Annotated in this window: 19 protein-coding genes; 5 read left to right on the top strand and 14 right to left on the bottom strand. The window is 62.1% G+C overall.

Features of this window, described 5'->3' with window-relative positions; all coding sequences use genetic code 11:
* Nucleotides 1-45: 45 nt before the first annotated feature.
* Complete coding sequence (locus tag OGL93_RS01535; RefSeq protein WP_263260593.1) at nt 46-3,285, bottom strand: AAA domain-containing protein; 3,240 nt, start codon at nt 3,283-3,285, stop codon at nt 46-48.
* A gap of 581 nt (nt 3,286-3,866) precedes the next feature.
* Here OGL93_RS01535 and OGL93_RS01530 point away from each other — a divergent pair.
* Nucleotides 3,867-4,295, top strand: coding sequence for a hypothetical protein (locus OGL93_RS01530; protein WP_263260591.1), 429 nt, complete (start codon nt 3,867-3,869; stop codon nt 4,293-4,295).
* Nucleotides 4,296-4,390: 95 nt separating this feature from the next.
* Here the strand turns inward: OGL93_RS01530 and OGL93_RS01525 are convergent, their stop codons facing one another.
* The 3 genes from OGL93_RS01525 to OGL93_RS01515 all read right to left on the bottom strand — a co-directional run bounded on the left by OGL93_RS01525 (nt 4,391) and on the right by OGL93_RS01515 (nt 8,295).
* A complete protein-coding gene (locus tag OGL93_RS01525) occupies nt 4,391-5,008 on the bottom strand; it encodes a hypothetical protein (protein ID WP_263260590.1) in 618 nt (205 codons plus the stop codon).
* 134 nt (nt 5,009-5,142) lie between these two features.
* On the bottom strand, nt 5,143-6,597 hold the full coding sequence (locus tag OGL93_RS01520) for a J domain-containing protein (RefSeq protein WP_263260589.1): 1,455 nt from the start codon (nt 6,595-6,597) through the stop codon (nt 5,143-5,145).
* 6 nt (nt 6,598-6,603) lie between these two features.
* Complete coding sequence (locus OGL93_RS01515) at nt 6,604-8,295, bottom strand: molecular chaperone HscC (protein ID WP_263260588.1); 1,692 nt, start codon at nt 8,293-8,295, stop codon at nt 6,604-6,606.
* 335 nt (nt 8,296-8,630) lie between these two features.
* Here OGL93_RS01515 and OGL93_RS01510 point away from each other — a divergent pair, with 335 nt between their 5' ends.
* The gene (locus OGL93_RS01510; RefSeq protein ID WP_346659622.1) at nt 8,631-9,326 is read left to right on the top strand and encodes a tRNA (adenine(22)-N(1))-methyltransferase TrmK; all 696 of its coding nucleotides are present in this window, start codon (nt 8,631-8,633) and stop codon (nt 9,324-9,326) included.
* Here OGL93_RS01510 and OGL93_RS01505 read toward each other — a convergent pair.
* Nucleotides 9,307-10,344, bottom strand: a complete 1,038-nt coding sequence (locus OGL93_RS01505) for an alpha/beta hydrolase (RefSeq protein WP_263260586.1) — start codon at nt 10,342-10,344, stop codon at nt 9,307-9,309. The genes OGL93_RS01510 and OGL93_RS01505 overlap by 20 nt on opposite strands.
* 288 nt (nt 10,345-10,632) lie before the next feature.
* Between OGL93_RS01505 and OGL93_RS01500 the strand changes: the two genes are divergently transcribed.
* The 3 genes from OGL93_RS01500 (at nt 10,633) to OGL93_RS01490 (ending at nt 14,517) form a co-directional block, all read left to right on the top strand.
* The gene (locus tag OGL93_RS01500; RefSeq protein WP_263260585.1) at nt 10,633-12,732 is read left to right on the top strand and encodes a TonB-dependent siderophore receptor; all 2,100 of its coding nucleotides are present in this window, start codon (nt 10,633-10,635) and stop codon (nt 12,730-12,732) included.
* Between the two features lie 180 nt (nt 12,733-12,912).
* A complete protein-coding gene (locus OGL93_RS01495; RefSeq protein ID WP_263260584.1) occupies nt 12,913-14,040 on the top strand; it encodes a saccharopine dehydrogenase NADP-binding domain-containing protein in 1,128 nt (375 codons plus the stop codon).
* The gene (locus OGL93_RS01490) at nt 14,041-14,517 is read left to right on the top strand and encodes a DUF2269 domain-containing protein (protein ID WP_263260581.1); all 477 of its coding nucleotides are present in this window, start codon (nt 14,041-14,043) and stop codon (nt 14,515-14,517) included.
* Between the two features lie 79 nt (nt 14,518-14,596).
* Here OGL93_RS01490 and OGL93_RS01485 read toward each other — a convergent pair whose 3' ends face one another.
* From OGL93_RS01485 to OGL93_RS01445, 9 genes are all read right to left on the bottom strand, one after another.
* Complete coding sequence (locus OGL93_RS01485; RefSeq protein WP_263260579.1) at nt 14,597-15,019, bottom strand: DUF3224 domain-containing protein; 423 nt, start codon at nt 15,017-15,019, stop codon at nt 14,597-14,599.
* 181 nt (nt 15,020-15,200) lie between these two features.
* Nucleotides 15,201-16,493, bottom strand: coding sequence for an ATP-binding protein (locus tag OGL93_RS01480; RefSeq protein ID WP_263260578.1), 1,293 nt, complete (start codon nt 16,491-16,493; stop codon nt 15,201-15,203).
* 258 nt (nt 16,494-16,751) lie between these two features.
* Nucleotides 16,752-17,054, bottom strand: coding sequence for a Dabb family protein (locus OGL93_RS01475; RefSeq protein WP_263260576.1), 303 nt, complete (start codon nt 17,052-17,054; stop codon nt 16,752-16,754).
* Nucleotides 17,055-17,088: 34 nt separating this feature from the next.
* Nucleotides 17,089-18,279, bottom strand: a complete 1,191-nt coding sequence (mmsB, locus tag OGL93_RS01470; RefSeq protein WP_346659621.1) for a multiple monosaccharide ABC transporter permease — start codon at nt 18,277-18,279, stop codon at nt 17,089-17,091.
* Nucleotides 18,276-19,811 carry a multiple monosaccharide ABC transporter ATP-binding protein gene (gene mmsA, locus OGL93_RS01465; protein ID WP_263260574.1) on the bottom strand — a complete coding sequence of 512 codons (1,536 nt, stop codon included), beginning with the start codon at nt 19,809-19,811 and terminating at the stop codon, nt 18,276-18,278. Before mmsA ends, mmsB begins: the two co-directional genes overlap by 4 nt.
* Nucleotides 19,812-19,871: 60 nt before the next feature.
* Nucleotides 19,872-20,942 carry a multiple monosaccharide ABC transporter substrate-binding protein gene (chvE, locus tag OGL93_RS01460; RefSeq protein ID WP_263260573.1) on the bottom strand — a complete coding sequence of 357 codons (1,071 nt, stop codon included), beginning with the start codon at nt 20,940-20,942 and terminating at the stop codon, nt 19,872-19,874.
* A 103-nt stretch (nt 20,943-21,045) separates the two neighbouring features.
* Nucleotides 21,046-22,137, bottom strand: coding sequence for a Gfo/Idh/MocA family oxidoreductase (locus tag OGL93_RS01455; RefSeq protein WP_263260572.1), 1,092 nt, complete (start codon nt 22,135-22,137; stop codon nt 21,046-21,048).
* Between the two features lie 48 nt (nt 22,138-22,185).
* A complete protein-coding gene (gene iolG / locus OGL93_RS01450; protein WP_263260570.1) occupies nt 22,186-23,181 on the bottom strand; it encodes an inositol 2-dehydrogenase in 996 nt (331 codons plus the stop codon).
* A 58-nt stretch (nt 23,182-23,239) separates the two neighbouring features.
* Complete coding sequence (locus OGL93_RS01445) at nt 23,240-24,112, bottom strand: sugar phosphate isomerase/epimerase (protein WP_263260569.1); 873 nt, start codon at nt 24,110-24,112, stop codon at nt 23,240-23,242.
* Nucleotides 24,113-24,130: the final 18 nt, after the last annotated feature.

Below are 24,130 nucleotides of genomic sequence, written 5' to 3'. Positions count from 1 at the left end.
TTGTTTCGCTCTCGCGGCCCTCACGCATCCACCCGCCGCCTCTTTTCAAGCCGGGGCATCCACAGCCAATTGGGGATGAGCGGGGAGCAGGTCTGATACATCGCAGAAGAGGTTGCGTCGCACCCAGTCATTGCGATCGCCGATCACATAGAGCCGACGCTTGGCCCGCGTAGCGGCGACGTTCAGCAGGTTGGGCTGGGATACCGCCCAATTGCGTGCACCGCCGTTCTCGCTGTTGCCGCCCAACACGAGGATGACCACTGCGGCCTCTTTCCCCTGCATGGTATGGATGGTGCCGTGCACGATCTTGCCACCTAAACGCACCCTGAGCTGGTTGCGAACGTCCTGGAAGGGCGTAATGACGGCGATGCTGTCTGGCGCCACGCCGTCGGCATCGAGCAAGGCCAGCAGCCGTTCAAGGGCCTGCCCCTCTTTGTCGACCCAGTTGCCGGAAGAGCGGCCGCTTGCATGTACCCAGCCGGTGGCCAGCCGCGCAGGCGTGTCCTTCGAAGGGTGCGCATCGATAGTGCCGTACACCATGGCGCCATCGTAAGCGATGCGGTTGGCCAGCTCGAACATTGGCTTGTCGCAGCGGCGGTGTACCACCAGTGGCAAGCCCACCCAGCATTTCTGGCCTTGAGGGCCGGCCATGCGCCCCCAAGGCGTGGCGAGGTCGGCAAGGGTCTGGGCGGATTGTCGGTTGGGAAGCCAGTGGGCATCGACTTGATAGCGCGTGCGCATGTGTTCGAGCACGGCATCGGAGACGGTGAAAATGGGCTCCAATTGCAGCGGGTCACCGACCAGCACCGCGCGGCGTGCCCGCCACAAGGCTCCGACCGCCGCTTGCGGAGTGGCCTGGCCAGCCTCATCCACGAGCAACCATCCGATCTCCCCGCACCCTAAACTGCCGAAGGAGCGCGCGAAGGAAGCGAAGGTGCTGCTAAGTACCGGAACCACCATAAATAGCGAAGCCCAGGCGGAACGCACCACGGCCTGGGACACCCCACGATAACGGCTGCCGGTCAGCAGGCTGGTAATGAAGGCTAGGTTATAGCCCAGGCGCGACGCCTCGATCTCGAAGAACGTGCGGTGCAGCTTGAGCGCTTCGATGAACACCTTCGCCCGGGCCTGGCGCCAGCCTTCGATAATCCAGGGTTCGGCCAGTTCGATGGCGCTGCCTCGGCCCAGTTGCCCCCCTTCAAGCCAAGCCAGCAGGTGCTCAGCCTGCCCCGCCTGGGCAGCACTGCGAGCCTTCTCGATCTGCAGGCCCAGGTGCCGCGCGGCTTCGTCGATCTGCTGTTCGTCCGCCGCTAATAGCCGATCAAGCTCCGCACGCTGGCCACTAAGCCGCTGTGCTTGGCGTTGGGCGCTGTCGAAAGCGCTTTTGGCCACGGCATGGGCGCCGTCGAGCAGGCGCTGCCTAGCAGCCCAGGCACGATAAGCGCCCCACAGGCTGGCGAGGTTGGCAAGCAAGCCAGGCTTGCTGATCAAATGGGCCTGCAGGGCCTGGAGCTCACGGTGCAACTGCTCGCGGGCAGGGATGAGCTGCTGAGCTTCCAGCGTCGCGTGCTGATCCTCCAGGCCGCGGCGCTGTGCCTGATGGGTTTCGCGCGCTTGCTCCATCTGCTTTAACCGCGCCTTGCCACCGACCACGGCCTGAACCCCCTCCAGTATGCCGCTGACTTGGGCGCGCACCGCCCGTTCGGCGTCCTTGGCACTCTGATACTGCTTCACGGCGGCACGCCATAAGCTGGCTTTGTCTGCAGGTGTGAGCAGCTTCATTTGTTGCGCCTGCTCGCTCAACCATTGGCGCATGCCCTTGGGCGCCGGCTGATTGCCCGCGCTGCCTGCTTCAAGGTTATCGCCCCCAGGCTCACCGCTTTCGAGGTCTTCGTCTCCAGCTGGGCCGTCGGAGTATTCCGGGGTGGCAACCACAGGCTCGTTTCTGGGCATGGTCGCGGTAGGCGGGCGCTGGCCGTAGAAAAAGCGATCGACAAACTGCGTACGCTTTGCCTTGCTGCCCAACGCGGCGGAAATCAGGCCCCAGGCCGGCTTGCCGCTGGTGGTTTCGCCCAGCTGGCTGAAGTATTCGGCTTCGGGTAACCAAGAGGGGTCTACCTTGTCTCGCTGAGGTAACTCAAGGGTCACGTTCTCGACGGCGCCGTTGTTGGACGAGGCCACCACCATCTCGAAGCCAAACAGGCGTGGGTCAAGCTGGTAGGCGCAACGTTCACGCCCGCCATCGCTGGCAGATTCGCGACCGTTCTGCACAAAAGCTTCCGACGCCTTGCTCAGCGACGCCAGCACATCGGCCCGTTGCGTCACCACGGCGGCGATCAGGTCGCGTAGCAGCGTAGTCTTGCCCGTCCCGGGCGGGCCATTGACGCCCATCACGCCGCTGTCATCGCCCAGGGTCTGGAGCAGGCTGTTAACCGCCAGTTGCTGGGAATGCACCAGGCCCAAGTGCCGCTCGGCCGGCCAGCAACCGGGGGCGTAGCGCGATGGCGAAAGGCGATCGATCACGGCGAGGTCTGCATCGGCTTGGTCCAGATGCAGCCGGTGGCTGGCATCGTGCTGGCTAAGATAACGGGCCAAAGGCACGCTGGTCTCGCCACGCTCCAAGGCCTCGGCCACGGCGGCGAGGTCACCGAGCAGGAAGCTGTTGAGGGGGTCGTCTTCCTGCTCTGGCTTGTTAGGGTTGATCGGTGCCGAACGGAAGCGGTGCAGGCGCGGGGCTTCAGCAAAGAACGCGTCGAGCCCCAGTTCCTTACGCACATAGCCTGTCATAAGCGCCAGGTCGGCGGCCTGTACCACGCTACCAAGCAGGCTATTGGCCTGTTCTCGTAGAAATTGCTGGGTTTCGTCGAAGCCGTGGGTCCAGTCCATGCCTTGAATGGCCTTGCCCACGAACCATGCCTCGCTGGACAACGCCAAGCTGTCGGCGACCATCATGCCGTCGTTGTTGAATTTCAATGCAAAAAGGGCCGACTGCCGGCGCTGCGGCTCCTTGTAGCCCTGGTCGGCGCCGTACAGGGCCTCCAGCTGACGAGACACATCAAGGTTTTCGTAAAGATGCGCATACAGCGTGTGGCTCCACACGCGCTTGTTGGGCAGGCGCTGTCTGCTCAACAGGTTGCCTGGCATCCACGGGAGGGTTTCGCCGGAGGTGGGTATGTCCTGGAAGTAAGGCTGGTAGTCGCTGTCGCGCTTCTTCAGCTTGGGTACAGCCTGGGGCTGCAGCAACTCGACGGCATGCCAGTAGCGCACAGTGTTTTGCGGGTTCATCGACGTCCTTGAAAGCGCTTGGGCTTGGGATCCTAAACCACAAGAATATCAGTGATGGCGCCCCGCTTCCTGGCGCGGCGCGCAAAAGCGACGGAGTCCCGCATCGTTCAGGTTTGGGCACTCGCTGAAGCGCTTGCGGCGGTAGCGCAAGCACAGGTCGTCACAGCGCCTTGGCCATGGCATCGGTGACGGCTCTCGGGTTTTCTTGCGTTATGGCCTTCTAGCCACTTTCGACCACCATCCGCATACCTTCCCGGTTTAAATAACAACGCCCCGTCAGCCAGACGTTCCGGCGGTTTCAACTCTCAAGGGGGCTTTGTTATTCAGCGCAACGGATATATATAAACACCGTGTTGGCGATGTCATGTGCCATGCGCAGGGCGGCGCCTTTATATCGACCTTTCCGATAAAAACTTTAGGGGTGGGGTGTAGTTTATTTTCCGCGCTACACAGGGTTGTTGAAAACAGCAAACCTTGCGCTTCCACGAATCAACTTTTTAACTTCGAAACTTACTCATCAGGGGTGGCCGGGACCTTATACAACGGGTATTCTGCGCGCCTTTTTTGAAAGGAAGTAGCAAATGAAAGCATGGATGGTACTGGCGGTAGCCCTTCTTCTCGGCGGTTGCGGCGCACGCACGCTGGATTACACCCCTTCGGCCATTGATCCGGCATTAGGCCGGGCGAGCATCGAACAAGTACTGCGTGGCCTGCCAGGCAAGCGTGGGCCGGATAAAGTATTCGTAACCCCCGACTATTTCGGTTATGCCCGGGGCCCGCTATACGCAGAGCCCGCCGCCAATGGCGAAACGCCAAAAGCTGCTGGCAAGAGTGTGCAGGTGCAGGTGTATTACAAGGATGTATCCAAGGTTGACCTGATCGAAAAAAACCGTGGCCGCACCATTGTCCTGGTGCGCAACGCCAAGGGCCGCAACCTGTATAAGGCCGTTGTCACTGACCTTGCCCTGGCCCATCGCTTCGCGGATGCGGTGATGCAGTTCAAGCGCTGATAGCCCCGGCCTTGGGCTGCCCATGCGCAGCTCGTGGCCGCCAGGTCATAATAGATATGACGGCCACAGCCAGCTCCGCCCTCGACGGCGGGCTTTTACCTGGCCAGCAGATCGGGCCGGCTAGACTTCAAGGCCGCCTGGCTCACTTTCCCCTGCAGCGAACAGGTCAACATGCCGTGACTGCCTGCCACATCCTCCGGGGCAGGTTCGACCATAAGGACGCGTTCGGAAGTATCCGCCACCAATTTGCCTGCCGTCGCGTCAGATGTTTCTAACTGCCAGGTGGCGTGTTGTTCCGACCATATCTCTGGCCGGGCGAGCACTTCGCCGGCTACGGGAAGATCAACACCAGTTGTTTTCAGCAGCGCTGCGATCTGGCCCGGCGTCTGTTGTGAATAGAAGCCCCAGTTGATGATGCGCGATCCCTTTATGTCCATGTCCTCGGCAAAAAAACCGGTAACGACCAGCCCGTTAACAGTTACAGGTTTATCGAACATCCAACGCTGGCCCATATCGCTCTTGGTGCCGGCTTTTAGCGTGATACGGCCATTTTCGACCACGCTGGAAATCAGTTTGTCGAACGGCGCCTGCGTAACTACTGGAAAGGATTGATCGGTACACCCAAGGAAATTGGACAAGGGCGTGGTAGCAGCCAGGGTATTGGCGGAACCAATGACCATGGCCAGTGACGACAACCAGACAGACAGTTTCATTGAAGCGTTATTCCTTTGATAGAGAAGTGCTAGAGCGACCAACAGGCCCATGCCGGTTGGCCAAGAAGTGTTGAACAAGTTCGGCAGTTGCTGCCCACCGGGCCTACCCGCCCTCTTTTTCCGCGCGCCGCGCCCTACACACTTCCTTTCATGTGCAGGTAAATCGAAGTTCCCGTCACCGCCACCGCAATCACGGCAAGCAGGCCTTCATTCGCCAACAGGTGCCAGGGCAATCGCCCTAGTTGCGCCTTCAGTAGCCGTGAAACCCGAACCCCGAACGAAACCTTCCCGCCCCTCAGTGCCAGGTGGGTGAAGTACAAGGTGCCAAGCATGACCAGCGCCGGGCTTGCGCAGCGCAGCCAGAGCGCTGGGCCAGACCATGCATACGCCACGAAGGCCGGCACGGCGCTCGGGAGAATGTGTCGAAGCAGCAGCAGCCCGGCGCCATCCCGATAAAGGCGGCGTGGTAGCAATGGACGGCTGAGCACCACATCCAGTTGCGCCGCTGTCACCGCGACCATGGCCCATACGTGGTACGCCTTCATGCCGATCCAGATCAGTACGATCACCATCAACGGCGCCATCACCAGAGCGCCTAAAGCGTCGTGCTTCTGCCCCCCAAGCATTGCCGAAGCGATCAGCACTAAAAAGAGCGCAAGCCAAAGGAACAGATACACCCCCCGATAGCTGGTGGCCGGCAGCCAGTCTCGCCAATTGCTCAAAGGCTCCGCGCCCACCAGCCTGGGCAGCTCCGGGTATTGGTATTCGATTGTTTGAGCAAGCTCGGCAAAGCGCTGCCAGTCATTGCTGATCAGGTTATCCGCGAGCTGGCGCCGCTTGCGATCCGCCATGGGTTTGAGCAATAGCGCGGCGCCCCAGCCGCGGGACCTGTCAGCCTCGAACGCGGCGAGCTCGGCGCGCACAGTGTCAGCCTGCGCCTGCGCCTCGCACCGTCGGATAAGGGCGTTCCAGCGCCAGTGCTCGCAGGGCAGATCGCCGCGGGTTTCGTCCCAGCCAATTGCCTGGCAAACGGCGTCGAAGAACGCGGGCGACCACTGCGGGGCGGATTCAAGCCAGCCCAATACATCCTGCTCGAATTGCTGCCGGCGCTCGAAGGGCAACAGCCAGTCGCTGGCTAGCCATACCCGCAGCGCGTCCAGCACCTGGCGGTCTTTGCCTTCGGCCAACCACTGCTGCATTTGCCAGAACGCCGGTTGCGGCGGGTCGATGGTGGCCAGGGCCTCATGGTGCTCCGGTGCGGCAAGTATCTCCACCGACGCGGGCGGCGCCTGTGAGGCAAGCCGCGAGGCAGGCGCCACGGCCTGCGCAGTGGCTACCACTACCGGAGCCGCTAACGGCGATTCATCCGGGGCCAGCAAGCTGACGAACAGTAGGGCATCACTTGCCCGCTCGCCCTCCTCGGCGCGCCAACGGGCTTCAACCAGCGAAGCGTCATACGCCTCGCGCAGGCGCTGGAAGCCTTCGGGATCTTCATCCGGGCGATGGCTTTTGAGCAGTCGCGCATAGGCGCGCTTGATGCTGCGCTCGTCCGCCTCAGGGGTGAGGCCCAGCACATGCCAATGGTTCATCACCGCTTAGCCCTCTTGCTCTAAGTGAGCAAGGCGCAGTGTGATATCGCCACGCGCTTCGCGTATGCGGTGTTCGTCCTGAGTGTCGAGCATTTGCTGGAAATGGTTCGCCAGCCCAGCGATGTACTGCCGACCGTCGCCGAGGCTTTCCTGGTACAGGCGATCCAGCCGGGCCAACAGCAGGGTATTGATCTGCTTGTCCCGCGGATGCACTTTCAGCGCTTCGAGGGCTGCCAGCCGCTTGGCGATTTCCTCCGGCGCTAACACGCCGGGGTTGTTTTCGATCACCACCTTGCGGGTTTCGCCGTTGATCGGCAGATGCACCTGGGCTTCGAGCAAGCCGTTGTTATCGTAGGTGAAGCGCACTTCCAGGGTGACTTCCCCAGCCTTGCGCGGCGGAACTGGAATTTCTAGCTCACCCAGAAAAATGTTGTTTTTCACCAGCCGGCTCTCGCCCTGGTAGATCCCCAGTTGGACTACTTTCTGGTTGTCGCTGAGCGTGGACACGGTGCGCGAACGGCTGACCGGTACCACGGTGTTACGCTCGATGATTGGCAGGTAATGGCCGCTCTGGTAGCCCGCGCCTTGCTGTACCGAAGTTTCGATCCCCAGCGTGTACGGGCACACATCGGTGAGCACTACTTCTTCTAACGATGCGTGGCGCGCCTGTAGGGCCGCCTGGATTGCCGCCCCCTGGGCAACCACTTCGTCGGGGTTGAGCTGCATTGCCGGAATTCGCCCGAACAGCGTAGCGACCAGCTTGCGCACCAGCGGCATGCGCGTGGTGCCGCCCACCAGCAATATCTCATCCAGGTCTGCGACCTTGATCCGGGCGTCCCGAAGCGCGCGGTCAATCGGCGCACGCAAGCGGTCCAGCAGGGGCCGGGTGATCTCCGCCAGATCGCCCTGGGTTAGCTCAAGGCTCCATTCGCGTTCTTGCTCGCGCAGGGTAAAGCGGGCGAGTTGCGCTTGCCCGAGGGCATGGCGAACCCGCTGCGCCTCGCGGCGCAAGCGCTGAGCGATGGCCGGGAGGGAGGTGTCTGGCAAGTCAGCGGCGCCCACTTTGGCAACGAAATGCTCGACGAGCCGGTCATCGAAATCTTCACCTCCCAGGAAGTTGTCCCCAGCGCTGGCACGGACCTCCATGACGCCTTCGAACAGCTCAAGGATGGATACGTCAAAGGTGCCACCGCCGAGGTCGAACACCAGAAAGGTCGCCTCCTCGCGCTGCTCCAGCCCATAGGCTAGGGCGGCAGCGGTGGGTTCGTTGATCAGCTTTGCAACGTTCAGCCCGGCCAGCTCGCCGGCGATGCGCGTGGCCTTGCGCTGGGCATCGCTGAAGTACGCCGGCACGCTAATCACCGCTTCATGAACAGGCTGGCCCAACGCGCGCTCGGCATCCGCCTTGAGGCTGCGCAGCAGCATTGCCGACAGTTCCTCAGCGCGGTAGGCGCGCGTGCCCAAGAACGTTTCGCGGGCACTGCCCATGTAACGCTTGAACAGCGAAGCGGCGAGCTGCGGATGGGTGTGTAGCCGTTCGCGGGCAATGTCTCCTACGACCAGCTCGCCTTGGTCGTCCAGGCCAACCACGCTAGGTGTGAGCAGGTTGCCCAAGGCATTGGGGAGTATCCGGGCGTGTTCGCCATCCCAGGCAGCTACAAGGCTGTTGGTGGTGCCCAGGTCGATACCGATGATCACAGTCACTTTTCCTTAAATGACGCGGCGGGGTGGAGGCGCCCTAGGCCGCAAGGCTAGTTATTACAGCCGTACCAGCAAGTGCCGTAAATAAAATGGCGCCCGAAATGTGGCGCATGTAGCATTTTGCCATTACTTCTCATTAGTGGCGTTCGGGCTGCCCTAAACGTTTGCAATGGATCCATGATTTATCGGCCGCTTCGCTCAGAGCTTTAACACGCACTTTGAGGGGCCTTAACCCAGGCCGACCGGGGCACCTTGAAACACTCGCCTTTACTCGACAGAATCGCGCCCCGACCGGCCAGCGCTATCGCGGGCCCGGTGAAAAGAGGCTGCAGTTGAACGAACACACCCTATCCCTGCGCCTGGAGCGCGTAGCGGCGCACGTGCCCCTTGACGCGCGCCTGGCCGATATCGGCTCGGACCATGCGTATCTGCCGGTAGCGCTGATGAACCGGGGCGCCATCGCGTCGGCAGTGGCCGGCGAAGTGGCCCTGACGCCCTTTCACTCGGCCGTACGTACCGTGCGCGAGAACGGCCTGGAACAGCGGATCAGCGTGCGCCTGGCCAATGGCTTGGAGGCTATCGAGCCGGGAGACGGAATCACCGCCCTCAGCTTGTGCGGCATGGGCGGCGAAACGATCCGGGACCTCCTCGACAGCGGTAAGGCGCGGCTCCATGGCGAAGAACGCCTGATCCTCCAACCTAACGGCGGTGAGCAACCGCTACGCCAATGGCTGATGGACAACACTTACCGAATCCTCTGTGAGGAGGTGCTGCGGGAAAACCGTTTCGACTACGAAATCATCGTGGCCGAGCGCACCGGGCCGGTGCTGTATACCGCCGCGCAGCTTTACTTCGGCCCGCTGCACATGCAGGCGCGTACACCCGCATTCCTCGCCAAATGGCGGCGCCTGTTGCCACTCAAGCAGCGCACCCTGGCTGATTTCGCCCAGGCGCGACAGCCCGTGCCTGAGGCCAAGGTGCAAGCACTCACCCAGCAGGTTCAGTGGATCACTCAGTTGCTGGGTTGACCTTGGCCTCAGAAGCAGCCCCATCGTTGTCGGTATCGCCGATACGTTTCGATATCCAGGCATGGCCGTGCGCCAGCACCCTGGCCGCCATCGCTGTGGGGAAATGAATGAACCCGTGCGGTGCCGCCGGCAGAACCTGTAGCTCAACTGGGGCGCAATGGCGCCATCGCTCAGCTAGCCCAAAGGTGTCATCGCGAAGCGGATCCAGCTCCCCGGCAACCATCAGCACGGGCGGGAAGCCGGTGAAGTCTCCATACAGCGGCGATAGCGGCGGCTGCTGGCGTTCGTGCTCACCGGAACCCGGGGTGAGCAGGCGAAACGCGTCGACCATGCCCGGCCCATCCAGCACCAGGGTTTCCGGGCCGGCCGCGCGAACGCTGGCGGTGCCGGTAAGGTCATAGACGCCGTAGTACAGCACCGCACCGCTTATACGTTGCAGCAAGGTGGGCCACGCCTTGAGGCGTAACAGGGTTGCCGCGGCAAGATGCCCGCCGGCCGATTCGCCTACGACGATCACCGGCAGTTCGGCAAACTCTCTGTTGCCGGGATTCAACAGCCAGCGGGCGGCAGACAAGCAATCGTCCATCAGACCTTCGATTGGCGTGCCCACGGCAAGCCGATAATCCACCGACACCACTGCAACGCTGCATTGCTCGACCATCGCGATGTTAAGCGCATCGTTCATCTGCGCATTGCCAACAACCCAGCCGCCGCCGTGGATGTCCAACACCACGCCCTTGGCTTGCCCTTTGGGCCTAATGATTCGCACCGGCACCGGCACCCGCACACCTCCCGCCCCCACCACACTGGTTTCAGCCCGGAGCCCGTGCTTTACCAGTGTGGCCGAACCACCGACCTGGCCAAGGCGCAACAGTGCCTGGATCAAACGAGGCGTAATACGGTTGCGAATCCGGAAACGTGGCAACCGGGCAAGCCATGTGTTGAACCGCCTCGCTTGGGCCAGTTCATGCTCGGTAAAAGGCAAAGGCGGCCGATGAATCGTATGAGGAGTTGCCATGACTGTGCGCTCGAAGTGTTGCGGGAAGAGGGTGAGGAGATGACTCTACAAGCCTCGTTTTCAAGCGTATGCACAAACTCCCCTTCTTTGCACTGAAGTGGTTCGCCTCAGTGCCGTCGCGCCCGAGGCATGACCTTTAGCAGCCCCAGGCTAGGCCAATACGAAACACACACTCCGCCTGCTGGCTTGATCATCTCGCATTTCCATGCGCACCTAGCTAACATTTGGAAATAGTTATCGTTTACGGCAGAATAAAAGGATCTTTTCATACTCCTAGGAATCGCGACCTTGACCCCTCGCCTCCCTGCCACATTGCTGCTGGTTGGTGCGTGCAGCGCCGTACCGCTGGTTCATGCCGACGATGTTGTGACCCTGCCGACTACCCAGGTCCAGGACACCGTCGGCCAGGACGACACCCAGACCCAGGGCTATCGAGGCAGGGCGTCTTCCAGCACGACCAAGCTGGGGCTGACTAACCAGCAAACGCCGCAAGCGATCACCGTGATCACCCGTAAACAGATGGATGATTTCAAGATCAACGGCATCAAGGATGCGCTGCGTTCCGCGCCCTCGGTGACCGTAGAGCAGTCCGAAACGGACCGTACCGAATTCACCTCCCGCGGCTTCGATATCGGCACCTTCGAATACGACGGCATGGGCATGCCGTTCGCGCAGACGACCCTGATCGGCGACCAGGACATGGCGGAATACGAGCAGATCGACGTGCTCCACGGCGCCAATGGCTTGATGAGCGGTGCGGGTAACCCGTCGGCCACGGTCAACTTCGTGCGCAAGCGCCCCACCGACACCTTCCAGGCGCAAGTAGGCACCAGCGTGGGCTCCTGGGATAACCGCCGGGTGGATGTGGACGTATCCGGCCCGCTGACCCCGAGCGGTAACGTACGCGGGCGCTTTATCTATGCGCACGACAAAGGCAATTCCTGGCTGGACCGCTACAGCCATGAAAAGAACGTTGCCGCCGGTTTGCTGGCCTTTGACCTGTCCGATGCCGACACCCTTACGGTCGGCTTTTCCCAGCACAACAGCGACTCCAACGGCAGTACCTGGGGCAACTTGCCGTTGGTGGATAGCGCCGGCAATCCCATCCACTACAGCAGCCGCAGCTCCAGCGTTGGCCAGCCGTGGACATATTGGAACATGCACACCCAGCGGGCCTTCGCCGAACTCAAACATGACTTCGCCAATGGCTGGAACGCGACTGTCACGGCTACCGGGATTACCGAGTACCAGGACACCAATATGTTCTATGTCTCGACGGTAACGGACGACGTCGCCAACGTGTACGTCGGCGACACCAGCAGCAAAGCACACCAGCTGGTTGGAGAAGCGAAGGTGTCGGGGCCCTTCAGCCTGTTCGGCCGCGAACATGAGCTGACTTTTGGTGCCAACTACGGCCAAACTCATCAAAAGGCCAATGAGTACGATGTGGCCGAGAACGCCAACTACGACACTTCCTTTGCAGGATTACTGGCCGGCACAGCGGTAAGACCGGCGCTCACTTGGACCGCCGACAAGAATACGCAAAACTTCGAGGACTCCCAGAAGAGTATCTTCGCCGGTGCCCGCTTCAGCCTGGCGGACGACCTGCACTGGATCGCCGGCGCGCGCATGCTCAGCGCCGACGGCTCAGGCACCAGCTATGGTTCCGACCACTACACGCGCGAGCACGGCAAGGTCACGCCTTACACTGGCCTGGTGTACGACCTGACCAAGCAATGGAGCGTCTACACCAGCTGGACGAAGATCTATAACCCGCAGTACGTGCTCGGCACCAACAACGCGTTGCTGCCACCTTTGGAAGGCAAGAACATCGAAGCCGGTGTGAAGGGCAGGCTGATGGATAACCGCCTTGACCTGACGGCAGCCGTGTTCAAGACCGAGCAGCAGAACGTCCCCCTCTACATGGGCATGGCAGGTACGCAGTATGTTTACGACGGTGTGGACTACAAAAGCCACGGCGTAGAACTGGAAGCCTCCGGCGAGGCATTGCCGGGGCTGGACGTGTTGGCGGGCTACACCTATGTGCGCATCGACGATGAAGACGGCGACAAGGCCCGCAAATACGTGCCGACCCATAGTTTCCATGGCCTGGCCACCTACCGGTTGCCGAATCTGCCGCAGGCCAAGGTCGGCGCCCGCGTAAGTTGGCAGAGCGCGATACAGAACGACTCGCTCAGCTATGTACGGCAAAACAGCTATGCATTGTTGGACCTGCTGACCAGCTACGACATCGACGATCACTGGAGCACGTCGCTCAACCTGAACAACGTGACGGACCGTAAATACCTATTGTCCTTGTATAGCCAGACCGCCACTAACTACGGTGCCCCCCGCAACCTCACTGCCTCGGTAACCTGGAAATATTGAGCGGCCTCAAGGCCCGGTAGCGCCGGGCCTGCTGCTGAGTAGGCGCCAGCCGCACGCAAGGGCATGGCGCCTGCACCGTTATGAGCTGCCTTAAGCGGCCACGCTTTCCCTTTTCCCGCCAAATCCCTACCCTTGGCCGGTCTTTCAGACCCAATACCCGCCTGGAACAGGGAACGCCCAATGGCAGTAAGTATTCTGGTGATCGGCGCCTATGGAAATTTTGGCCGAATCATTAGCCGGCATTTGAATGAAATGCCCGGAGTCGAGCTGGTGATCGCCGGCCGCGACGAGCAAAAACTCACGCGTCGGTTCACCGAACTCACCGCACCCCCGGGGGCACTCCGCGATCGTTGGTGCGGCGACGCCCTGGCACCAGGGTTCGCCGATGCACTGAAGCGCCTCGATGTCCAGTGGGTCATCCACACCGGCGGGCCGTTCCAGAGCCAGCCCTATGTGGTGGCCGAGGCCTGTATCGCCGCTGGCGTGAATTATTGCGACCTGTCCGACTGCCGCGCTTTCGTCAACAACATAGGCCGCCTCGACGAGCAGGCCCGGCAAGCCGGCGTGACGCTGCTCAGCGGTTGCAGCTCGGTACCAGGCTTATCCTCGGCGATCATCGATGAGCATCGTCATCGCTTCCAACGCATCGACTCGATCGAGCACGGCATTTCCTCATCGGCCAAAATGCCGGGGCTTTCCACGGTAGAGGGCGTGCTGGCCTATGCCGGGAAGCCGATCAGCCAATTACGCAACAGCCACCGCCACGAGGTCACCGGCTGGCTCGGCCTGACGTTGCGGCGCCTTCCAGGTCTGGGCTGGCGATTGCTGGCCAACGTGGACGTGCCAGACATGGACATCTTCGCCACCCGTTACGGTGCGCGCACCTTGGCTTTCAAGGCGGGTTCCGGGCTGAAGTTCGGCGGGCTTGCCAACGCCCTGCTGGCGCAGGCGGTGAAGCGTGGCCTGGTGTGCAAGCCCCTGCCCTGGGCGCGTCGCCTGCACCGCTGGGGCAGCCACTTCGAACGGTGGGGCGATGGCAAAAGCGCGATGTATATCGATGTGCGAGGCATTGGTGAGTCCGGCCAATCGTTGTCTCTATATGCGCAGGTGACCGCTTATGCAGACAAAGGGCCCGAGATCCCGAGCTGCGCCGCGGTTGCGCTGATGGCCAGAGTCGCCAGCGGCTACAAGCCAGCGCCGGGTGCACGCCCGTGCGTGGGGGAACTGAGCGTCGCTCAATACATGGCGGCCATTGGTGAGCCGCAAAGGGTTCGCTACAGCGTGCGCTTCCATGAGGGGCAGGCTTGAATGAGCTATCTGTTCGTTAAATACCTGCACATTCTCGCTGCCATCTTCCTGTTTGGCTTCGGCATGGGCTCTTATCTGTACCTGATTGCTGCCAAGCGCAGCGGCGACCCTCGGGTGATCGCCCAAGTCGCGGGGATGGTGGTGCGTTTCGACAACTGGATTACCACACCAGCAGGTGTGCTTCAGCTAGCTACGGGCTATGCGATGGCCAGAATGGCCGGCCTTGATCTGACCCGCGGATGGCTGTTGAGCGGTGTATTGATCTTCTTCGGAGTCGGGGCGCTATGGCTTCCTGTATTGATCTTGCAAAAACGCATGCAAGCAGTCGCCGCCCAGGCCGACGCGTGCGGTGCAGCCCTGGGGAACGAATTCCTGAGGCTGTATCGCCCTTGGTTTTACCTGGGGGTGGCGGGCTTCGTCGGGATGTTTTGGGTGGTAGCGGTGATGGCGATGAAAAGCCTGCCCTGGCCGGGGTAAGCGCCTTCGCAGCAGGCAATAGAGCGCTCTCCTTCGGCACTCGCGCACGCAAGGCATTTGCACCTACAGGCCCGTGCTTTCAGCCCAGCCGATAATTCAGCGTGTAGTAATGTTTCCCGCCTTCACACCGGATGAGCAGTTCCCCCTCAATGCCCACCAGCAACCCGCTGCCAGACCCAGGCGTAATGCTGATGCTCAACGCCTGCTGCCCGGCATGCATCTGACCGAAGTGGCGCAGGGTGAACCCCCCTTCACGGCCGTCGAGCGTGCCAATGAAGGACTCCAGCGCAATATAGGTGGCCTCGCCTGTTTGCATGTCGCCGCTGGTTAGCATTTCGCCTGACGCGCGGCCGCTCAGGGCGCCGTGATAGTTTTTTTCGAGTGTTCGCCGGCCTAGCGGCGATGCGGCGCTCGGCACATTAACCGCGATGGGCGGTTCAATCCTCACCTCGAATTCGCCGGTGGCGGTGAAGGGGCCTGCGGTTGAAGGTTCAGCACTCATGGTGGCTCCAATACGGTAACGGGATCGCTCCGCCACTGTAGTCAATGTGCCGGAGACTGCTCGGAACAATCCACTGTGGGCGACTATTGACGGTCAGCGAAGCGCCCCTGGCGGTGAGGCCGGGCTTGCCGAGGCACTGCTATGGCCCGGTGGCTGATGTTTACGCCCTCCCTTGAACTGCTTAGAACACCACGCGCGCCACTAGCCCGCTGGGCTTGCGGTTCGCCAGGCTCAAGGTGCCGTTATGCGCCAACACGATGTCATGCACGATCGACAGGCCCAGGCCAACGCTGCCTGGGCGGCCGCTGCGGGAGGGGTCTAGGCGGAAGAACGGCTCGAGCACGTCTGCCAGCCGCTCCGGGGGAATGCCAGGGCCGTTGTCGGCCACTTCGATGGTGATGACCTCGCCGACCACCGACGCGCTCACCTCCACCACGGTGCCAAAGCCCAAGGCATTGTCGATCAGGTTGCTCATCACTCGCTGAATGGCCTCGGGGCGGCACAGGAAAGGGATTTTGCCTGGGCCCTGGTAGGCAATCCGCGCGCCGGTGTCTTCGTAGTCATCGCACAGGGTCGAGAGCAACGCCCCTAGATCGAGCCACTCCTTTTTTTCGGTTTGCGAGCTGCTGCTCAGGAACGCCAGGGCCGACGTCACCATGCTCTGCAACAGGCCGATGTCGTGCACCAGTTTTTCCCGGGAGATGTCCTTGCGGTCGGTTTCGAGTTGCAAGCGCATGCGCGTAAGGGGCGTGCGCAGGTCGTGGCTGACCGCCGCGAGCATCCGCGTGCGGCTCTGGATAGAGGCCGTAATGCGCTCCTGCATGAGGTTGAAAGCATGCGCGGCGCGGCGGATCTCCAGCGGCCCCTCCTCCCGGATGGGCGCGACGATGATGTCCCGGCCGAACGCCTCAGCCTGGTCAGACAGCCGCCGCAGCGGCCGCACCACACGCAGGGCGGCCCAGGCAGAAAGCGCGGCAACGCCGATGCAGAGAAATAACAGCGCGCCGAAAAAAGGAAACGAAAGCCGCGGCGGCTCACGCCCGACGCGGGCAGTCCTGACCTCCAGCACGCTGTCGCCCAACGGCACCAGCAGCTGAATATCCGGCACCGCGCCCGTGCCAGCGCAGGAACGGGCCACCACCTCAGTGTCATCGGCGAGTTCGGCGCGCACGGTGGCCTGTAAATCGCGGGCGTCGAAATCGATGTTGTCGCAGGGCTTGGCCGCGGGTACCAGCCTCATCGCCAACCCCAGCGGTTGTGCCGCGATCAACAGCCGTTCGCGCTCGGCCGGCGGCGTTCCGCGCAGCATCTGTACCAGGCTGGCCACACGGTAAGTGGTCTGCCAGGGCCATGGCGGGCTAGGCGGGCCGCCTGGGTAGAACAGCAGGGCAATGAACACGAGGAAGGTCAACACCGAGGAGCCAGCCACGATCGCCAGGATCTGCCCGCGGATGGTACCGAAGTGGCGCAGCATCAGGCTGCCACCGCGCGCGGCAGGGCGCGGTCGAAAGGGCCAGGGGTCTGGGTCAATAGGTTCTACCGTAGGCAAGGAAGCGATACATGCCGGAAGATTCTCCAACAAATCCTTGGGATGAGCACACTTATAGGGTGTCAATCCAGACATATTGGCTGGGCGCCACCGATCCAGAACGGTGGCGCCCCACGTGTGCATCTACCTGGAAGCGTAGGCGCTGACGCCAGTTTTCGCACAAAAGCCCTGCCCCGCGCCGGCTTATTGCACTAAGTAGTCCACCTGATGCCGGGCGATGCGGGAGTTACCCAGTTCTTGTTTCACCCTCAAGTGTTCGGGGTGCGTGGCATAGGCTGCCAAGGCTTCAGCCGAGGCGAACTCGGTGTAAAGCACCACGTCGCAGGCATAGTCGATCTGGCTGATGTCCACACCTACTTCGATCTTCAACAGCCCCGGAATCAACCCGGCCAGCCCTTCGAAGCGTTCCTTGAGGAACAGGCAGGCCTCGCGGTTGCGCTCTGCCGTTTCCCCGGCCAGGTTCCACATCACGATATGCTTGATCATTACGCTCTCCGCCGTGTCATCCGTGCCTGTCATCTCAACCTTTGCTCTTCTGGTAAACGTCCACGAAGACCGCTGCGAGCAACACGGCGCCCTTGATCATCTGCTGGTAATCGATGCCGATGCCCATGATCGACATGCCGTTGTTCAGCACACCCATGATGAAGGCACCGATCACCACCCCCACCACCTTGCCCACGCCGCCAGACGCCGAGGCGCCGCCGATGAACACCGCAGCGATCACGTCCAGCTCGAAGCCGGTGCCGCCGCGCGGCGTGGCGCTGTTAAGCCGGGCAACGAAGATCAACCCGGCCACGGCGGCCAGCACGCCCATGTTGACGAACGCGAAGAAGGTCACCCGCGCAGTGTTGATGCCAGACAACCTCGCCGCCTTGAGGTTGCCACCCACTGCGTAGACCCAGCGGCCAAGCACGGTGCGGTTCATCACGAAGGTATACACCCCGATCAGCACGCTCATGATCACCAGCACCGTGGGGATGCCGCGGTAGGTCGAAAGCAGGTAGCAGAAGTAGACGATCAGCGCCGCCACCACGCCGTTCTTGAGCACGAATAAGCCGATCGGCGCGACCGTGCCGCCACTGCTGAGGGTACGGGCGCGGCTGCGGTACTCCACTGCCCAGAACGCCAAGGCCACCGCGACACCCAGCAGCAGCGAGGTGATGCGCAGGCTTTCGTTGGCGAAGAAGTCTGGAATGAACCCCGAGCTGATCGCCGAGAAGGCCGGCGGGAATGGCCCGATGGATTGCCCCTGGGAGATGGCGATAGTCGCGCCGCGAAAGATCAGCATCCCGGCCAGGGTCACGATGAACGACGGCATGCCCCACACCGCCACCCAATACCCCTGGGCTGCGCCAATCAGCGCCCCGGCGCAGAGGCATATCAAGGTAACGCTGTAGAAATCCATCCGGTACTGGACCATCAGTACCGCAGCGATGGACCCGACTACGCCCACTACCGAACCGACCGACAGGTCGATGTGGCCGCACACGATGACCATCAACATGCCAAGAGCCATGACCACGATGTAGCTGTTTTGCAGCAGCAGGTTGGTCAGGTTCAGCGGTTGCATCAGGGCCCCGCCCGTGGCCACCTGGAAGAACACCATGATGACCAGCAGCGACCCGAGCAAGCCGTACTCCCGGGCGCCGCGCTTGAAAGAGGTGAATGCAGTAGGTTTGGTTGCCAGGGGCATGCTGATGTCGCTCACGGGGCCACCTCGTTTTTCATGATTGCGTGCATGATTTTTTCCTGAGAGGCCTCGGCGATTGGAAACTCGCCCACGAAGCGCCCTTCGTTCATCACATAAATGCGGTCGCAGGTCCCGAGCAGCTCAGGCATTTCCGAGGAAATCATCACCACGCCACGGCCCTCGCTGACGACCTGGTTGACCACGCCATAGATCTCGTACTTGGCCCCCACATCGATACCGCGCGTGGGCTCGTCGAGGATCAACACCTTGGGGTCGGAAAACAGCCATTTGCCCAGCACCACCTTCTGCTGGTTGCCGCCGGACAGTTTTTCCACCGCCTGGGTCACGTCTGGGCTGCGGATGCGGAGCTGCGACCGGTAGCCCACGGCCACCGCGGTTTCGGTGACCTCATTCATCACCCAGCGCCTGGAAACCGCCGCCAGGTTGGCTAGGGTGGTGTTGCGGGTGATGCTTTCGCCTAGCACCAGGCCCGCGCCCTTGCGGTCCTCGGTGGCATAGGCAAGGCCTTGGTCGATGGCCTTGCGCACGGTGCCGAGGTCGACTTCACGCCCTTCGATCCGCGCCGTACCGCGCACGTTGACCCCGTAGGAGCGGCCAAAGACGCTCATGGCGAACTCGGTGCGGCCAGCGCCCATCAAGCCGGCGATGCCTACCACCTCGCCACGGCGCACATGGAAATTGATGTCGCGAATGCGGTCCCGGCCGGGCCGTTCCGGATCGCCCACCGACCATCCCTGGACCTCGAACAGGGTTTCGCCGATGTCCGGTACCCGGGTGGGATAGCGGTCCGACAGCTCGCGGCCGACCATGGAGCGCACCACCCGGCCTTCATCGATGCCTTCGGCGCGGCAGTCGATGACATCCACGGTGCTGCCGTCGCGGATTACCGTGATCTCGTCAGCCACCCGGCCAATCTCGTTGAGCTTGTGGGAAATGATGATGGAGGTGATGCCGCGGCTCTTGAGCTCGAGCATCAGCAACAGCAGCGTGTCGCTGTCTTTCTCGTTAAGGCTCGCGGTCGGCTCGTCGAGGATGAGCAAGCGCACATCCTTGGCCAGCGCCTTGGCGATCTCGACCATCTGCTGCTGCCCCACGCCCAGGTTGCCCACCAGCGTCTGTGGGCGAGCGTTCAGGCCAACTCGGGCCAGCAGCTCGCGGGCACGCAAGTGCGCGGCGTCCCAGTCGATCACCCCCCGGCGGGCGATCTCGTTGCCCAGAAAGAGGTTCTCGGTGATCGACAGCTGCGGCACCAGTGCCAGTTCCTGGTGAATGATGCAGATCCCCAGCGCCTCGCTGTCGCGCAGGTTGCTGAAGGCGCGCGCGGCGCCGTCGAAGATGATCTCGCCCTCAAAGCTGTCATGGGGATACACGCCGCTGAGGATTTTCATCAGCGTGGATTTGCCCGCGCCGTTTTCCCCGCAGATCGCGTGGATTTCCCCGTCGACGACCCTGAGGTTGACCCCACTGAGCGCCTTGACCGGGCCGAAGCGCTTACGGATGTCACGCATGTCGAGAATCGTTTTAGCCATTTCCTCTCTCCTGCCAGGCCAGTACCCGGCAAAGCCGGGGCCGGCAACCGATGCGAACGACTAGTGCAGCTGTTCCGGGGTATAGAACTTGGTGTCGTCCACCAGCACCTTCTGCCAGTTCTTGCCATCGACCAGTTGGGGCGTGAGCAGCTGGGTAGGCACGACCATCGCACCGTTGTCATAGGACGTGCTGTCGTTGACGGCCACCGCCTTGCCGCTCAGGGTGGCATCCATCATGGTGGCTGCGGCGCCCGCCAGCGCGCGGGTGTCCTTGAACACGGTCGAGGCCTGGTCGCCGCGGATGATCGCCTTGATCGCCGGGATTTCAGCGTCCTGCCCAGTGACCACCGGCATCGCCGCCTTGCCGCTGCCGTAGCCCACGCCGCGCAACGACGACACCACGCCAGTGGCAATCTGGTCATTCATGGCCAGCACCGCGTCGAGGTGCGCCGTGCCATAGAAGGCGCTGAGCAGGTTATCCATGCGCGCCTGGGCCTGCGCGCCGTCCCAGTTGGGCGTGGCGACTTTATCCATGGTCTGCTGGCCGCTGCGGATCACCAACTTGCCGCTGTCGAGGTAAGGCTTGAGTTGCGACATCACGCCGGCGTACACCACATAGGCGTTGTTGTCGTCGGTGGAGCCGGCAAAGATCTCGAGGTTGAAAGGCCCCTTGCCCTCCTTGAGCGCCAGCGCATCGACGATGGATTGGCCCTGCAGCACGCCGGTGCGGTAGTTATCGAAGGTGACGTAGTAGTCGAAGTTTTTGGAGTTGCGGATCAGCCGGTCGTAAGAGATGACCTTGATGCCCTTCTCCTTGGCCTGCTTGAGCACATCCGCCATGGTGGTGCCGTCGATGGGCGCCACGATCAGCCCCTTGATGCCCTTGACCATCATGTTTTCGATCTGCGAAAGCTGCGTCGGCGCTTCGTATTGGGCGTATTGCAAATCGGTGTCGTAGCCGAGCTTTTTCAACGACTCCACGATATTGCTGCCATCGGAAACCCAGCGGGCCTCGGTTTTCGAAGGCATCGCAATGCCGATCGTGCCCTTGGTGTTGCTTTCGCTTTTGGAACACGCGCTCACGGCCAGGCCCAACACAACCGCTGCGGCAACCTTGATGAATGTGTGCATAACGCCCTCTTCTTGTTGTGGTGTTTTGCTGGGGATGCAAGGTCCCGTTCGGCCCTTCAACAAGGGCCGAGCAGGTCGTTTCGCTTACCGCGACAGCGGGGGTTCAACGCGCCAGGTGGACTTCCTGGCCATTGGCATCAGCGGACTCGAACAACGCTTCGAGGATCAGGTTGATGTCGTGGGCCTGGGTGGCCGGCACCGTCGAGGGGCTGCCGGTGCGTAGCGAGTTCACGAAGGCCGCGGCCTCCCGGTCGAAATACACCGGGTTACCGATCTCGGCGATTTCCGGGGAGTACACGGTTTTGCGCACCGCCCATATCTCCGGAAAGCTGTTTTCGTTCCAGTGCGTCCAGCCCTGCTGATGGCCGTTCTTGCCATCGTGGTAGAGCTTGTAGGACGCCGGCATGGGCGTGGAATGCATCACCCCATGGGTGCCGTAGGCGGTGATGTCCCAGCTTTCCGTCCAGGGCATCGGGTCCCAGGACATAAAATCGATAGTGACCAGTTTGTCGTCGTAGTTGAGCACCGCACCTACGGCGTCTTCGCGCGCAGAGTCGCTCATCTGCCCGGCGAACTTGGTGATGCGCGCGTTGACCGACTTGGGTTTTCCGAAGTGCAGCAGGATCCGGTCGATGGTATGGCAGCCGATCACATAGAACGCACCGCCGCGGTCGCCCGGCTGCTTCATATGGTTGGTGTCGGCTTCGTCGTGGGAGCAACCGGCATGGGCGCGGACCTGCAGCACTTTGCCGATCTCGCCGCTTTTCAGCACTTCCTGCATTTTTTCCACAGAGGGCGCGTAGCGCCAGCAGTACCCCACCTGGAACAAACCGCCGGTGCGCTCTACCGCCTCCACGATACGAACGGTGTCTTGCGTCCCGCGGCCGGCCGGCTTCTCGCACAGCACTGCCTTGCCCGCCTCCAGTGCTTCGATGGCCCAGTCGGCCATCAGGTAGCTTTTGGGGTGCACCAGCACCACGTGCACGTTGGGGTCGGCGAGGATCTCTTCCTTGCTGCGGGCCTGCAAGCCCAGCGCATCGCAGAAGGGTTCCAGCAACGGGCTGTCATCGTAGGCGCCGTGGAATTGCACGTCGGCCATGCGCTGGAAGGCCTTGACGCGCCCCGAGGTGTGCGGGTGGGTGATCCCCAGGCACGCCACGCCGAGGGTGGTACCACGCTCAAGCAGGTAAGGCATGATGATTCTCCGTGTTCAAATGCGTGAATCCGGGGCATTGCGCGTGCATCAGAGCCTGACGGCGCGCCCGGTCTTGACCGATTCCACCGCAGCGTCCGCCAGTCGCAGGGCCTGAAGGCCGTCTTGCACCGTAGTCGGCATGGGCTTGTGGTTTACCAGCGCATCGATGTAGGCATCGAGTTCGGCCTTGTAGGCTTGCTGGTAACGCTCGAGGAAGAAATTGAGCAACGGCTCGCGGGCGTCAGTGGCGTCCTGGCTCCAGCGCCGAAGGGTGGTGGGCCGCAGGTTGTCCATCTGCAGCATGCCCTTGGAGCCGAACACTTCGATGCGCTGGTCGTACCCATACACCGCCTGGCGGCAGTTGTTGATATGGCACTGCTTGCCCGAGCCGGTTTGCATCTGCACCATCGCCGTATCGTAGTCGTCGTATTTTTCCATCATCGCCGCATCGATCAGCCGGCTGCCGATGGCGGTCAGCTCCACCGGCTCTTCGCCCAGCAGCCAACGGCCGATGTCCAGGTCGTGGATGGTCATGTCGCGGAAGATCCCGCCCGAATGCTCGATGTAGCCCTCCGGGGCCAGCCCCGGATCGCGGCTGCTGATGATCACCTGGCGCACTTCGCCGATGTCCCCGGCGTCGATGGCCGCGCGCATCTGGGCGAAGGTGGTTTCGAAGCGGCGGTTGAAGGCCAGCATTACGCGGCCATTCAGCCGCTCGACTTCCTCCACTGCGGCCAGGCTCTTGGCCATGTCCAGGTCGATGGGCTTCTCGCACAGCACGGCCTTGCCCTGGCGCACGGCATGCAGCATCAACTGGATATGCGTGTGGGTGGGCGTGCCGATCACGATGGCGTCGACATCAGGGCGGTCGATGGCCGCTTCACAGTCAGTCATGGCTTGCGCGCCGAGCTCATCGGCCAGCGTGGCGGCGGCTTCGGCGAACGGGTCGGCCACCACCACTAGCCTGGCGAACTTGCTGGCCGCCACGTTGGCGGCGTGGATCTTGCCGATACGGCCGGCGCCGAGCACTGCGATACCTACCATGGTTATTGCTCCTCTGACTTGTTGTTAGTTGTTTTCAAACGAGGTCGCTTGGGCAGCATCAAGCGTTGAAATTCACGTTCTCGAATTGCGCGATGGTGGTGTCGAAGGCTCGCTTGGCGGCCACCTCCAGCGGCAGCTTGCGCAGCTCGGCGCTGATCAGCTCCACGCCCCATGGCCCGCGATACCCCACATCGACCACCTGCTGGATAAAACCCGGCACATCCAGCTCGCCCTCGCCGCAGCACTTGCGGTGGTGGGTGGAGTCGTTGAACAGGGACTCGACGATGGCATGGTTGGCGTCGTCCAGTTCGATGGACTTGATCAGCTCGAGCGGGATCTTGGCGATCTCATCGAAGCTCATGCCGCCTCGCGCTACGTGCCAGGTATCGATCAGCAAGCCGCCGTTCGGGCGCACGTTCTCGGTCACGGCAAGGGCCCGGTCGATGGTGTTCACACTGGAAAACGGCAGGAACTCAATCACCACGTTCACGCCAAAGGGCCGCGCGCGGTCGCATAACACGGCGAATGCATCGCGCATGCGCGGTACATCGGGCGGGCCTTCTTCGAACAATCCGCCGGCGACCTTGAGGCTGCGGGCGCCAAGCTCCCCCGCCACTTCGAGCAACTCGTCGCGCATCTTGTCGGACGCTGCGCGGCGAGCGCCATCTAGGTGCCAGTCCACCAGGAACTCCACTTCAAGGTGCTTGATGCCGTTGTCCTTGAAGATATTGCGCACCGTGGAGATCCCCAACGTAGCAACGTTATGTGCCAGGTCGGCGTGCACCAGGCCCATTCCGCGCCAGCCGGCCCGGGCCGCCGCCTCCGCCCGTGCCTGCAGCGTGAACGAGCTGATTTCGCTCGGCGCGCCGGGGTAAGTGTCACCGGCAAGGGTCCAGTACGCGGCAAGTAGCTCAACACTTTTATCGGGCATGACGATCACTTTTCAGGT

The sequence above is a fragment of the Pseudomonas sp. RIT-PI-S genome, from assembly GCF_025642975.1.
Lineage (GTDB): Bacteria > Pseudomonadota > Gammaproteobacteria > Pseudomonadales > Pseudomonadaceae > Aquipseudomonas.
The sequence above is the reverse complement of the archived record's forward strand: the minus strand, read 5'-3'. Positions and strand labels throughout refer to the sequence as shown.